10 protein-coding genes are annotated in these 13054 nt (G+C 63.9%); 5 read left to right on the top strand and 5 right to left on the bottom strand.

Going from position 1 to position 13054, the window contains the following annotated elements:
* Positions 1 to 229 precede the first annotated feature (229 nt).
* Positions 230 to 1321 (top strand): DoxX family protein, encoded by a 1092-nt coding sequence (locus EB835_RS17225; RefSeq protein ID WP_240688816.1) that lies wholly within the window; start codon positions 230 to 232, stop codon positions 1319 to 1321.
* A gap of 25 nt (positions 1322 to 1346) precedes the next feature.
* Here EB835_RS17225 and EB835_RS17220 read toward each other — a convergent pair whose 3' ends face one another.
* Positions 1347 to 2546: a DUF6882 domain-containing protein gene (locus tag EB835_RS17220; RefSeq protein ID WP_135810678.1), complete on the bottom strand. Its 1200-nt coding sequence runs from the start codon at positions 2544 to 2546 to the stop codon at positions 1347 to 1349.
* A gap of 215 nt (positions 2547 to 2761) precedes the next feature.
* On the opposite strand from EB835_RS17220, the gene EB835_RS17215 reads away from it, so the two are divergent.
* The 4 genes from EB835_RS17215 to EB835_RS17200 all read left to right on the top strand — a co-directional run bounded on the left by EB835_RS17215 (position 2762) and on the right by EB835_RS17200 (position 9469).
* Positions 2762 to 4495 (top strand): ABC transporter ATP-binding protein, encoded by a 1734-nt coding sequence (locus EB835_RS17215; protein ID WP_135810677.1) that lies wholly within the window; start codon positions 2762 to 2764, stop codon positions 4493 to 4495.
* Between the two features lies 1 nt (position 4496).
* Positions 4497 to 6617 carry an ABC transporter ATP-binding protein gene (locus EB835_RS17210; RefSeq protein ID WP_135810676.1) on the top strand — a complete coding sequence of 707 codons (2121 nt, stop codon included), beginning with the start codon at positions 4497 to 4499 and terminating at the stop codon, positions 6615 to 6617.
* A gap of 401 nt (positions 6618 to 7018) precedes the next feature.
* Positions 7019 to 8719: an LPXTG cell wall anchor domain-containing protein gene (locus EB835_RS17205; RefSeq protein WP_135810675.1), complete on the top strand. Its 1701-nt coding sequence runs from the start codon at positions 7019 to 7021 to the stop codon at positions 8717 to 8719.
* Between the two features lie 255 nt (positions 8720 to 8974).
* Positions 8975 to 9469 (top strand): peptidoglycan-binding domain-containing protein, encoded by a 495-nt coding sequence (locus EB835_RS17200; RefSeq protein ID WP_135810674.1) that lies wholly within the window; start codon positions 8975 to 8977, stop codon positions 9467 to 9469.
* Positions 9470 to 9539: 70 nt separating this feature from the next.
* Here the strand turns inward: EB835_RS17200 and purQ are convergent, their stop codons facing one another.
* The 4 genes from purQ to EB835_RS17180 all read right to left on the bottom strand — a co-directional run bounded on the left by purQ (position 9540) and on the right by EB835_RS17180 (position 13053).
* Positions 9540 to 10277 carry a phosphoribosylformylglycinamidine synthase subunit PurQ gene (purQ, locus tag EB835_RS17195; protein ID WP_135810673.1) on the bottom strand — a complete coding sequence of 246 codons (738 nt, stop codon included), beginning with the start codon at positions 10275 to 10277 and terminating at the stop codon, positions 9540 to 9542.
* On the bottom strand, positions 10274 to 10531 hold the full coding sequence (purS, locus tag EB835_RS17190) for a phosphoribosylformylglycinamidine synthase subunit PurS (RefSeq protein ID WP_135810672.1): 258 nt from the start codon (positions 10529 to 10531) through the stop codon (positions 10274 to 10276). Before purS ends, purQ begins: the two co-directional genes overlap by 4 nt.
* 118 nt (positions 10532 to 10649) lie before the next feature.
* Complete coding sequence (locus EB835_RS17185) at positions 10650 to 12086, bottom strand: NAD(P)/FAD-dependent oxidoreductase (RefSeq protein WP_135810671.1); 1437 nt, start codon at positions 12084 to 12086, stop codon at positions 10650 to 10652.
* Positions 12087 to 12189: 103 nt separating this feature from the next.
* The gene (locus EB835_RS17180; protein WP_135810670.1) at positions 12190 to 13053 is read right to left on the bottom strand and encodes an ABC transporter permease; all 864 of its coding nucleotides are present in this window, start codon (positions 13051 to 13053) and stop codon (positions 12190 to 12192) included.
* Position 13054 lies beyond the last annotated feature (1 nt).

Raw genomic sequence — 13054 nt, 5'->3', positions numbered from 1 at the left:
TCACGTACGTGTGCGCTCGTTCAAGGCTTACCGCGTTTGTCGATAGGTGCACTTGTTGATGGATGCGCTAAGGCTTGAACGAGGTTGAAGATGTGGGCTGCTGGGTGGTGGGCAGCCGGCGGTGTGGACTCGCCGCACCTTGTAACACCGCAGTTGTCAGGGCCTCTCGTCTGCGACTGTTGGGAAAACCACACATCAGGCAGGACGCCTTGTCGGTAGTGTATGGTTCATGACTACATCTGATTCAACGAACACCACCGACGAACAGTTCACTGCGTCGGCGTCACGTGTCGACGGTACGGACTCCGCTTCCACTTCAGCTTCCATGACACGACCGGTCCGACGTCGCTGGGTCGGAGTCCTGTGGGCACTCCACTGGTTTCTCCGGTTGACGCTCGCCATCTCGCTCCTGCCGTACGCCTGGACGAAGGTATTCCACACCCAGATGGGATACGCCGACTATTCCGATGCTCTCGTCCAGTACGGAGAAATGAGCCCGATGGGCCTGCTGTGGCGGTTCATGGCCTTCTCTCCGACCGTACAGGGGCTGGCCGGCGCGGCAGAACTCATCGCAGTGATTCTCCTTCTGTTCCGTCGCACAGCCTGGCTCGGCGCGCTCATAGCTGCCATCGACATGAGTATCGTCTTCCTTCTCAACCTCACCTTCGACGTCCCGGTGAAACAGCTCTCGGGAGCGATGGCGCTGGCCGGCCTGATTCTGCTCATTCCCAATGTCCCCCGCGTCGTACGGTTCGTCCTCGGGCGGGCGACGGGTCCTGCCGTCAGCGGGGTCGTATCCCACAACCGCATCTTCGCTGGAATCACCCGGTGGGCCTCTCCGATCCTCGCGGTCATCATCATCGTCGGCAGCGGACTTGTATCCGGCGTCGGCCTCAACTGGGGCCGCCCCGGAACCCCGGAAGAGATCTCGGGAGTCTACGCCGCCGAAACCGAGGGCCAGGCGGCCGCGATCAAGGGGACGGATCACACGACTGACGACATCACTCAGATCGCCTTCGGCCAGATAGGGGAGGGTATGAAGCGGATGAGCATCCGCTACGACAACGGCGACTACCAGGACGGCACCTACACCGTGGACGGTGACGCGATCACCGTCAAGCTGTTCCCGATCCGGAAGGGCGCGCAGGGCCTGCTGCGCGACTATTCCGGAGCGATCGGATTCACTGCCGAGCGGAGCGGCAACGGGTCGTTCTCACTGCGTACCGGAGATGCAGAGCTGACGATCAGCAGCGATGCCGAACGCCGCTTCCTCTTCGACCGGGGTTTCCGGTGGGGACCGGACACCCCGATCAATCGCTGACGATCGAGGCGTCGCAGAAGCGACCTCAGCGACCGAAGAGCTTGGAAAACAGCCTCTTCTTCTTCGGCTTGTCTTCCTTGGCCGAGCCGTCCGCGGGTTCCTGCTGATCCGCAGTACCGGATACGGGCCGGGATGCGGCCGGTGCTTCTTCGTCGGCGACCGGCTCAGGCTTCTCTGCGGCCGGGGCATCGATGTTCTCTGACACATCCCCTGTGGATGTCGCCTGCGCCGAGGCGGGCGCTGTCTCCTCGCCGACCGTTTCGTCTGCTGTCGTGCTGGCAGCTTCAGTACCGGTTCTCGACGAATCGGCCCCGGTGGCGGCGCCCGCCCTGGTCTGAGCGCTGTCCCCGGTTTGAGCGCCTGCTCCGGTCGGGGAGGGCGCTTCGGTGGGGGCGGGCTGTGTCTCGGTGACGGACGGTTCCGAAGTCGCGGCGGCAGCCGTTTTGGCGGTCGGGTCACCTGCGGTCGTTTCACCGGGAGCGGAAGCAGCCTCGGCGGGGGTGCCTGACGAGGCTGCGGCGAACTGCTCGGCGGCCTCGCCCTCAAGCGGTTCGTTCAGGTCGCAATTGGAGATGCGGCGCTGGTCGTCGAAGGACAGGTCTGCGGACCCGTCGGAGAACAGCATGCGCAGACCGCCCTCGGGGAGCTCTGCCGTCGGAATGCCGCGCTTGGCGACATACGACTCGATGGCCGCGCGGTGGTCAGTCACCGTCGTCTGCGTCAGTCCCTGCATGAGCGCACGCACAGAGACCTTGACCTGCGGGGCGGGTAGGGCGATCTCGGCAGCATCGACGAGCAGCCACACCGTGGTTCCGGCACCGGCGCCGGCAGGGTAGTGGGCCCACTTGTCGGTGGCTTCCTTCGCAGCCAGGGTCAGACGCAGTGCGAGTTCTTCGTCGAGGGAGAGCTCAGGGGTCGTGAGCTCGCTGACATCCTCAGCGGCACCGAACCTGCGCACCTCGTGGGAGAGACCGACGACGGCGTCGGGGAACTCGTTGACGTTCTCCCATCCCCACAGCCACGTCTTCTCCCGGTCCGACTCCGAACCGAGCAGATGCGGCCTGGCGCGCAGGACGACATCGTCGGCAGACGTGAACGTCAGATGCGGGTCGGAACTGAAGTCGACCTCCCACTCGGCGTCGGCGATGAGCGCACCGAAATGCGTCTGCACCTCAGTTGAGTAGAAGACGGCGCGATTGACCAGGTCCTGCAGAGTTGAGCTCATGCTTTCAAGCGTATGCGGGAGCGCTCGAGAATCGAGGAGGCACGCGGTACGGGGGTCGTGTCAGTGCCTCATGGTGAGGTAGAGATCTCAGCAGACCGGCCCGTTCCGTCGTCTGAGCGCCTATCTCCGGGAGGGGAATCCATGTAAGGTAGTCTGTTGCGCTTTGCAACTCTCACGACTCATTCATCAGTCACTCTTCACTCAGGACGTTCAACGTGGCATTACTCCGCCTGTCCCTGAAATACGCTAGAAGCTATTGGCCGTTCATCATTCTGGTCGTCATCCTGCAGCTGGCCTCGACCATTGCTGCGCTGTACCTTCCCAGCCTCAACGCTCGGATCATCGACGAAGGCGTGGCCAAGGGAGACACCGACTTCATCTGGTCGACGGGCATGACGATGCTGCTCGTCTGCCTCGTCCAGGTCATCACCGCGATCACCGCAATCTACTTCGGCGCCCGTACGGGAATGGGGGTGGGCCGGGACCTCCGCCGTGCCATCTACCGGCAGGTCGACGACCTGTCGATGCTCGAAGTCGGCAAGTTCGGATCCGCTACCCTCATCACCCGCAACACCAATGATGTCCAACAGGTGCAGATGCTGGTGCTCATGACCCTGAACTTCATGGTCTCGACACCGATCATGTGCATCGGCGGCATCATCATGGCCCTGCGTGAGGATGCGGGGCTGTCCTGGCTGGTGTGGGTCTCCGTGCCCGTCCTCTTCATCGTCGTCGCCATCCTCGTCTACCTCCTCATGCCGCTGTTCCGCCGCATGCAGGGTCAGGTCGACGACATCAACGGCGTTCTGCGCGAACAGATCACCGGTGTCCGCGTCATCCGCGCGTTTGTCCGCGAACCCTTCGAAACCGACCGCTATGCCGATGCCAACCGCGCCCTGACCGAAACTTCGGTCAAGGTCGGCAACCTGTTCGTCCTCATGTTCCCCGCCATCATGATGATCCTCCATCTCGCGACCGCAGCCGTCCTGTGGTTCGGCGGTCATCGCGTCGACGCCGGTCAGATGGAGGTGGGATCGCTGACCGCATTCCTGCAGTACCTCCTGCAGATCCTCGTGGCCGTGATGATGGGCGTGTTCATGATGATGATGATTCCGCGCGCCGTCGTCTGCGCCGAACGCATCGCAGAGATCCTCGACACCCGCAGCACGATGGCGATTCCCTCCGGTGTCACAGAGATGCCCGGCCGCGGCGAGCTCGAATTCCGCAATGTCACCTTCGGATATCCCGGCGCCGAGGTGCCCGTCCTCGAAGGACTGAACTTCACTGCCCAGCCAGGTACGACCACCGCGATCATCGGCTCCACCGGTGCCGGCAAGTCGACGATCGTCAACCTCATCCCCCGACTCATCGACCCGCAGGAAGGCGAGATCCTCATCGACGGCACACCCGTCACCGAGTTCAACCGCCACCAGCTGGCTCAGCTGATCGGTCTGGTGCCGCAGAAACCGTACCTGTTCTCCGGAACGATCGCCTCGAACCTGCGATTCGGCAATGAGGACGCCACCGAAGCAGAGCTGTGGGAGGCCCTGCGCATCGCCCAGGCCGACGACTTCGTGGCCGAGAAGGACGCCCAGCTCGAGGAACGCGTCGCCCAGGGAGGCACGAACTATTCCGGCGGGCAGCGCCAGCGCCTGTGCATCGCCAGAGCCCTGACGGTGAAGCCGCAGGTCTACGTCTTCGACGATTCGTTCTCCGCCCTCGACGTCGCCACCGATGCACGGCTGCGGGCGGCACTCGACGAGTCGACTGGGGAGGCCACGGTCATCGTCGTCGCCCAACGCGTCTCGACGATCCGCGACGCCGATCAGATCATCGTCCTCGAAGCCGGGAAGATCGTCGGCCGCGGCACTCATGAGGAACTCGCGGAGACGAACCCGACCTACCGGGAGATCATCGAATCACAGCTGACCACGGAAGAGGTGAACTGACATGGCCAACGACACCTCAACCGAGACCGTGGTGGCTGCGGAAGACGAATACATTCCCAGCGGCGAAGAGCTCGAGACGAGCGGAGGCGCGCCTCCGCGCAAGGCCAAGCACTTCTGGCCCTCGGTCAAGCGGCTGTTCGGACTCATGGCCAGCGAGAAGAAGGGCATGATCTACGTCGTCGCCCTCGTCGTCGGCTCCGTCGTCCTCACTGTCATCGCCCCCAAGGTGCTCGGCAAGGCGATGGACGTCGTCTACTCCGGAATCATCGGCGCTCAGCTGCCCGAGGGCGCGAACATCGATGACATCATCGCCGGTGCCCGGGCCGAGGGCCGGGACGACTTCGCCGATATGCTCGCCACCGCCGAGGTGGTGCCCGGACAGGGAATCGACTTCACTGCGCTCGGGCAGATCATCATCATCGTCCTGCTCATGTACCTCGTTGCCTCGATGCTCATGTGGGCGCAGGGCTATATCCTCAACGCCCTGGTGATGCGCGTGGTCTACCGACTGCGTGAGGATATCGAACGCAAGATCAACCGCCTGCCGCTGCGCTACTTCGACACCCGGCAGCGCGGCGACATCATGTCGCGAGTGACCAATGACGTCGACAATATCCAACAGGCCCTGCAGCAGGCGTTCTCGCAACTCGTGCAGTCGGCGCTGACGATCATCGGCATCGGCGTGATGATGTTCATCGTGTCCTGGCAGCTCGCACTGCTCGCTCTCATCGCCCTGCCGCTGTCGGCGATCATCGCCGGTGTCATCGGCACCCGATCACAGAAGCTGTTCAAGGCGCAGTGGAAGCACACCGGTGAAGTCAACGGACACGTCGAAGAATCGTTCTCCGGGCTCGACATCGTCCGCGCCTTCGGCCGTGACGAGGTCATGCTCGAGGAGTTCGACCGTCGCAACGAATCGCTGTACAAAGCCTCTGCGGGGGCACAGTTCGTCTCCGGCATGATCATGCCCTCGATGCAGTTCGTGTCCTATCTCAGCTATGTCCTCATCGCCGTCGCCGGCGGCCTCAGAGTTGCCACGGGACAGATGACGCTCGGCGATGCAACCGCGTTCATCCAGTACTCACGTGAGTTCTCACAGCCGATCTCCGAGATGGCCGGTGTCGCGAACATGCTCCAGTCCGGTGTCGCCTCGGCGGAACGGACCTTCGAGCTGCTCGACGCCGAGGAGGAGGACCCGGACGAGGTGCTGCAGCAGCTGCCGCCGCGGACGCCCGGAAAGGTCGAATTCTCCGAGGTGAGCTTCCGCTACGCTCCGGAGACGCCCCTCATCGAAAAGGTGTCCTTCACCGCAGAGCCGGGTCATACGGTGGCGATCGTCGGCCCGACCGGTGCCGGCAAGACCACACTGGTCAACCTCGTGATGCGCTTCTACGAGATCACGGGAGGCACCATCTTCGTCGACGGCATCGACACCCGCGAGCTCAGCCGCGCCGACCTGCGTTCCCACGTGGGCATGGTCCTCCAGGACGCCTGGCTGTTCGAAGGCACGATCGCCGACAACATCCGTTACGGTCGGCTGGGTGCCACCGATGAGGAAGTCGTCGCGGCCGCCCAGGCGACGATGGTCGACCGGTTCGTGCGGCAGCTGCCCGACGGCTATGACACCGTCATCGACTCCGACGGCGGCAGCGTCTCGGCCGGTGAGCGTCAGCTGATCACCATCGCCCGAGCCTTCCTCGCCGACCCCTCACTGCTCATCCTCGATGAGGCGACCTCTTCGGTCGACACCCGCACCGAGGTGCTCGTGCAGCAGGCGATGGCGGCACTGCGGACCGATCGGACGTCGTTCGTCATCGCCCACCGGCTGTCGACGATCCGCGACGCCGACACCATCCTCGTGATGGAGGACGGAGCGATCGTCGAACACGGCAATCACGATCAGCTGCTCGCGGCCGAAGGCGCCTACTACCGCCTGTACATGTCACAGTTCCGCGGGGAGGATGCCGAGGAGCAGTTCACCGCCGAAGTCCTCGCGGAGACCGAAGCCGGTGCACCGGTCGACGAGGCGGGGACCTCCGATGATGACGGAGCGGACGGGACGAACTCGGACGCTGAAAGCGCCGAGTCGCCGGCAGAGGCAGATCCCCCGCAGCGGGCCTGAACCTTCAACACAGTCGCAGGGTCCACGAGTTCGAGCTCGTGGACCCTGCGTCGCATTCACCGCAGAAATCAGGCGACGGGCAATAATCCGCCATAACGTTTTCTCCGCCCGAAACGCCGAATTCAACCTGAACGTGACACTGTTCTCAACGATGGTCCGTGCGGGTTCTCGCCCTGTATCGACGTTGCTGTGCAGGTGAGAGCACAGCCGTCGGCACACACAGACATGTTGCTGGAAACGCGATGAGCGAACGATGTTGCGAAGTGATAAATATTCGGCAAAACGGCTCTATCACTTCTGTCATGACCTAAATGAACTAAAGTCGTGCACTCGCCATTGCCTGCGTATGGTCCTTGCCACAACTGAAAACGGCAACCGGCCAGAACTCTGGAAGGACCATCATGAAACGGTTGGCAATGGCGGCAACATTCGCCTTGGCTCTCTCCCTCGGAGGACTGAGTCCGGCGGTTGCGCAGGCTGACGACAGTTCAGCCACCGAGACGACGGACATCCAAGCTGCGGGGGATGCAGGAAACGCAGAAGCCGACACCCCGGGCACGGAGAACCCGCCCACTGACCCCGGTGAGGACGCCGGTGACGACGGCACACCCACCGAACCCGGTGACGGGGAGCAATCCACTGACCCGGGAGGCGACGAGGACGCAGCTGATCCCGGCGACAGTGACGAATCGACCGACCCCGACGAAGGCTCGGATGAGCCGACTGAGGACTCGACCCCGATCGATGCCTCATTCTCCCTCGACCAGTCGACCATGCCTGTTGACGAGGCGGCGAAAGCCATCCCGTACACCATCACCGGCCTCAAAGCAGGAGACACCGTCACTGCCGAGCCAGGCGAGAACGGCTCGATCACCGTCGACAGCGACGGAACGTTCGCCGGAGACCTCCGCGGAAACACGGAGCTCAAGGTCGGCGACGTCGTCGATGTCACTGTGACTGTCGCCCGCGACGGTCAGGAGTCGAAGACGTTCACCGGAAGCGTGGAGATCACCGAAAACGATGACGGCTCGGAGGCAGCCGTCAGCGTCGATCCGCAGAGTCAAGGGATCGATTCGTATCTCGACAACGGTGTCGACATCACCGTGAACGGCTGCGAGGCAGGCGAAGACGTGACCGTCACCATCGTCCGCAAGGGCGACGACACAAACATCTGGGAAGAGACGAAGACCGCCGGTGACGACGGTTCGGTGTCCACATCCTTCATGCCCGGCACCGGTGGCGATGGATGGATCGATGACTTCGTGGTCAGCGCGACGTGCGGTGACACGAACGTGGAGACGACGTACTCGGTCACTGAGGACGACGACGGAGCCGACGCGGACCTCACCGTCACGCCGAAGATCCAGAAGCTGCACGATTTCCTGGAGAACGGTGTCAACATGACTCTGGTCAACTGTCACGTCGATTCAGATGTGACGTTCCGGGTGAGCACCAAACGCGATCCCGACACCGAGGTCTGGAAGGAGACCCAGAAGGCCGGAGAGGACGCAGCCGGATCCGTCCAGTTCACTCCGGAAGAAGGAGGAGCCGGCTGGGCCGACGATTTCCTCGTCATGGCATCCTGCGGTGACAAGAGCGCAGAGACCACCTTCACCGTCACCGATGACGGCAGCGTCGTCGACCCGAAGCTCTCTATCGACCCCGAACGAATCTCCGGAGTCGACTTCATCGACAGGGACAAGGGTGTGCAGATGACAATCACCGACTGCGCAGCCGACGCCGAAGTGCATTTCGAGGTCTACTCCGGGGACGAGAAGCTCTACGAGCAGACGGCAACGGCTGATGAGGACGGCGCGGCCGGAATCCAGGTCTATGGCCTCGGTGACGATCCGGCATACTATGTCGGCAGCTACAAGGTCGTTGCCGATTGTATGGATGTCAGCAGGTCGGGCGAGTTCGTCGTCACCGGCGGTGAATCCGGCGGCGGAGACGGAGGCGACTCCGGTGAAGCAGGCAGCACCGGCGGAGGCTCATCGATGCCGCGCACCGGCGCTGAGCTCACCGGCCTGACCGCAGGCGCACTGCTCATCCTCGGCGGTGGGGCGGCCATCGCCTTGGCCCGCCGGAAGAACAAGAACTGACAGTGACCGGCGCCCCGTCGGGTTGGTGACTCCACCCGGCCCGACGGCGAGAGGCGGTCCTGGCGGCAACGATCGGCCCCGGTTCCCCGACTTCGAGTCGAAGAACCGGGGCCGATCTGTGGCACTGCCGAACCATTTCGCGTGCACTCAGGCTGAGTCTCGTCGGAGCCTTGATGGGGCAGGACCAACGGCCCTAGCTTTGTCGTCATGGCGGCAAGGAAGCTTCCATGACACTGATGACAGAGGAGCAGAATCATGTCCAATCCCGGACAGCCCACAATCAAACGCGGCGACACAGGCACCGCAGTCCTGCGAGCTCAGCGAGCCCTTCGGAGGACACCCGATCTCAGCGTCGATGTCGACGGTGATTTCGGGCCGGACACCGAAGCAGGGGTCAAGAGGTTTCAGAAGAGTGCCGGACTGAAGGACGACGGGATCGTCGGCGACGAAACCTGGGAAGCCCTGCCCAGCGGCGGACCGATGCCCCTGCTGAAGACCGGGTCGAAGGGCGACGTCGTCCGCGATCTGCAGGAGGTCCTCATCGCAGGAGCTGACAGCGGCGACTGGCCCTCGCCAGGCGAAGCCGACGGCGACTTCGGGGCCGGCACCAAGAAGTCCGTGGAGGGCTTTCAGAAATGGGGTGGGGTCGACACCGACGGCATCGTCGGAGATAAGACCTGGGCCGTCCCGCTGCATGCGACGAACAGCACTCTCGAGACCGCCGTCGGACTCGACTGGGCCGACGACTGAGTCCAGGCAGAGCGCAGAACTCAGGCCCCGCACTTCAGTATGGAACCGAAGCGCGGGGCCTGACTCCCAATCAGCCCTTGGCGACGAGCGTGCGCACGGCCGAGGAGAAGAACCCCTGACCGTCGATTCCACCGCCGTCCTCGGGGCCGAAGCCGGCCTCGACGGCGTGCTCAGGGTGCGGCATGAGGCCGACGACGTTGCCTGCTTCGTTCGTGATCCCGGCGATGTCACGCAGCGAACCGTTCGGGTTGGAGCCCTGGTAGCGGAAGACCACACGCCCGGTGGACTCGAGCTCGTCGAGCACCTCTTCGGGTGCGACGAACCCGCCCTCACCGTTCTTCAGCGGAATGCGGATCGTCTGTCCCCGCTCATAGTCGCCTGTCCATGCAGTGTCCGTGTTCTCCACGACGAGGTCCTGGTCGCGGCAGATGAAGTGCTGGTGATCGTTGCGAATCAGCGCACCGGGCAGCAGGTGGGACTCGCAGAGGACCTGGAAGCCGTTGCAGATGCCGAGCACCGGCATACCGGCATTCGCCGCGGCGACGACGGACTCCATGATCGGAGCGAATCCGGCGATCGCACCGCAGCGCAGATAGTCACCATACGAGAATCCACCAGGCAGGATGACGGCGTCGACTCCGGACAGAGTCGAATCCGCATGCCACAGGTTCACCGGGTCCGCCCCGGCCAGGCGCACCGCGCGGGCGGCATCTCGGTCATCGAGCGTTCCCGGGAACGTGACGACACCGATGGAGACTCCGGACTCGGCCCCCGCCTCGGCGACGGGTTCAGCAGCGACAGCAGTCACGATGCATCCTCGGCCACACGCACCGCCACAACGTTTTCGATCACGGGGTTCGACAGAAGCGTCTCCGCGGCTTCGCGCGCCTGGGCGAGGACTTCCTCGGTGGCTTCGCCTTCGACCTCGAGTTCGAACCGCTTGCCCTGACGGACCTCACCGAACCCGGTGAAGCCCAGACGGGCCAGTCCGCCCGAGATCGCCTTGCCCTGGGGGTCTAGGATCTCGGGTTTGGGCATCACCTCAACGACGACACGTGCCATGCGTGTACTGCTCCTTTGTGAAAGTGTTCGGGAATTCCTCCCGCGCTCGCCCAAAGTCTATCAAGCGCGAAAGGTCCCTCTCCCCGGTGCTCGCACCCCGGACCGGCCCGATGCGAGCTCACGAATCAAAGCCCATTCCCACTGCATCGAGAACCTTGAGCAGAGGCCCACGCCGGCCTTCGTTCTCATCGGATTTGATCAGCGCATTCGTCGTCATCTTGATGCCCAACCACGCGGCGGGTTCGGGTGGGAACGGCAGGGGCAGCCGGCGCACCATCTCGAGCTCCGTCAGCTCTGTGTCCTCACCGGAGAGCAGATCGAGCATGACTGTGCCGGCGAACCGGGACGCGCCCACACCGAGACCGGTGAACCCGGCGGCCATCGCGACCTTCTTCCCATAGGCGGAGGTGAAGAACGAGAAGAACCGTGAGCACGTGTCGATCGGTCCGCCCCACTTGTGCGTGAATCTCAGGCCGGCAAGCTGCGGGAATGTGGCGAAGAAATGCTCGGCGAGAGTCTCAAAGGTCTCGGGCCGCTGGTCGTACTTCCATGACACCTGCCGTCCGAAGTGGTAGACGGCGTCCCAGCCGCCGAAGAGGATCCGGTTGTCCGCGCTCAGCCGGTAGTAATGGAAGCGATTCGCACAGTCGCCGATGCCCTGGCGGCCCTCCCACCCGATCGCGGCCATCTGCTCGTCGGTCAGCGGTTCGGTCATGAGCGCATAGTCGTAGACCGGGACCGTGTGGAGGCTGACGCGTTTGAGCAGGGAGGGGAAGGCGTTCGTCGCCAGAGCGACGCGCTCGGCTGTGATCGTCGCACCGGACGGCGCCGAGTCGGCTGAGCCGCCTGCTGTCGTCCCGGTGCTCCCAGTCGCTTCGACGCGCACCTGCACATACGACTTCCGATCGCTGACGTCGGTGACCTTCGTGCCTTCGAAGACCTCGACTCCGAGTTCGCGGATGACGCGCAGCAGCTCCCAACACAGCTTGGCGGGGTTGAGCATCGCGACCTCGCGAGAGTCCCACAGGGCACCCTTGTATGTCGGGGACTTCACGAGCTCGGCCAGCTGCTGCTGATCGTAGAAGACGAATCCGGACTCAGGATCGTGGGCCTCGCGCAGCTCGGTGACCTGGTAGTCCTCGGTGGCGACGTCGAGCTCACCCGTACGTTCGAACTCGACGTCCATCCCATACTTCTCGACGGCCGCCTCGATCGCGTCGAGGTTCTCCCGCCCCAGCTGCGCGAGCCGCTCGTTCTCATCCGGCAGGTGTGACTCACCGTTGTCATAGCCGTGGGTGAGGCTGGCCGCGCAGAATCCGCCGTTGCGCCCCGAGGCGGCCCACCCGATCGAGTTCGCCTCGACGAGGACGACGTGCCGGTCAGGGTCGCGTTCCTTCGCCTGGAGCGCGGTCCACAGACCCGTGAATCCGCCGCCGACGACGAGGAGTTCGGCGGTGCGGTTCCCGGTCAGCGGCGGCAATGGTGCGGGGCGCTCTTCGGAGTCGAGCCAGAACGGAACGGTCGAGGCGTCGGCCAATGCGGCGTGCACGTCCATGTCACTTCACTTTCCTGGTGGTGCGGTCGGTGTGCACCCCACCGGACGGCGGGTGCGGTTGGGCAGAGCCCGGAGCCCTGCCTCGGCGAGGGGATGGCAGACATCATCCGGCCATCGTCTTGATGATCTCCGTGGCGTTGCCGCCGGCCTTGCGCAGGACGAATCCCACGAAGCCGAGCGCGGCGAGGGTGAGCACGAACATCACCGTCGACATCGCCGCGACTTCGGGGCGCAGAGCCACGCGGACGGCGGAGAAGATGTAGACCGGCCAGGGAGTGTAACCGGGCTGTTGGACGAAGCTCGAGAGGATCGTGTTGTCGAGGCTGACGGTGAACGACATCAGAGCGCCGGCGAGGATGCCGGGAGCCGCGATCGGCAGGGTGATGTCCTTGAACCGGTTCCACGGGGTCGCTCCGAGGTCGGCGGCTGCATCTTCGAGCTGGGTGTCCATGCCGGCGAGCCGGGCTCTGACGATGAAGGTCACGATCGCCATGGAGAACATCGCATGCGAGATGATCAGCCTGACCAAGCCGTTGTTGAGCGGAGTGATGCCCCAATCGACGCCGACGGTGACGAACCACGGCAGGAATGAGATGCCGTCGACGATCTCGGGCGTGACCAGGGTCAGTCCGAGGATCGCGGTCAGGCCCAGCGCCCACCATGCGCCCCTGCGAGCCCTGGCCAGGGCGACTCCGCCGAGCGTGCCGAAGATCGTTGAGACGATGGCAGTGCCCACGGCGGCCTGCAGGCTCGTGACGATCGAGGAGACGATGATGTCGTTGTTGATGCCGCTGATGTACGCGTGCAGGCCGAAGCCGCGGAAGTTCGCGAGCACCTTGCCGTTGTTGAACGAATAGGCGATGATCACAGCGATCGGCACGAACAGGTAGACGAAGACGAGGATGCCCCAGACGTGCAGAGCGATATCGGTCGGTGTCCGGCGTGCGAATGTGTTCTTGCTTGGCATC

The organism is Brevibacterium sp. S22 (assembly GCF_004745485.1).
GTDB lineage: Bacteria > Actinomycetota > Actinomycetes > Actinomycetales > Brevibacteriaceae > Brevibacterium.
Note: the sequence above shows the minus strand (reverse complement) of the source record. Positions and strands in the feature narration are given on the sequence as shown.

Excerpts from the sequence above, each read along its gene's own strand:
- EB835_RS17225 (WP_240688816.1), top strand. The coding sequence starts at position 230 with ATGACTACATCTGATTCAACGAACACCACCGACGAACAGTTCACTGCG.
- EB835_RS17205 (WP_135810675.1), top strand. The coding sequence starts at position 7,019 with ATGAAACGGTTGGCAATGGCGGCAACATTCGCCTTGGCTCTCTCCCTC.
- EB835_RS17200 (WP_135810674.1), top strand. The coding sequence starts at position 8,975 with ATGTCCAATCCCGGACAGCCCACAATCAAACGCGGCGACACAGGCACC.
- purS (WP_135810672.1), bottom strand. The coding sequence starts at position 10,531 with ATGGCACGTGTCGTCGTTGAGGTGATGCCCAAACCCGAGATCCTAGAC.
- EB835_RS17185 (WP_135810671.1), bottom strand. The coding sequence starts at position 12,086 with ATGGACGTGCACGCCGCATTGGCCGACGCCTCGACCGTTCCGTTCTGG.
- EB835_RS17180 (WP_135810670.1), bottom strand. The coding sequence starts at position 13,053 with ATGCCAAGCAAGAACACATTCGCACGCCGGACACCGACCGATATCGCT.
- EB835_RS17220 (WP_135810678.1), bottom strand. The coding sequence starts at position 2,546 with ATGAGCTCAACTCTGCAGGACCTGGTCAATCGCGCCGTCTTCTACTCA.
- EB835_RS17210 (WP_135810676.1), top strand. The coding sequence starts at position 4,497 with ATGGCCAACGACACCTCAACCGAGACCGTGGTGGCTGCGGAAGACGAA.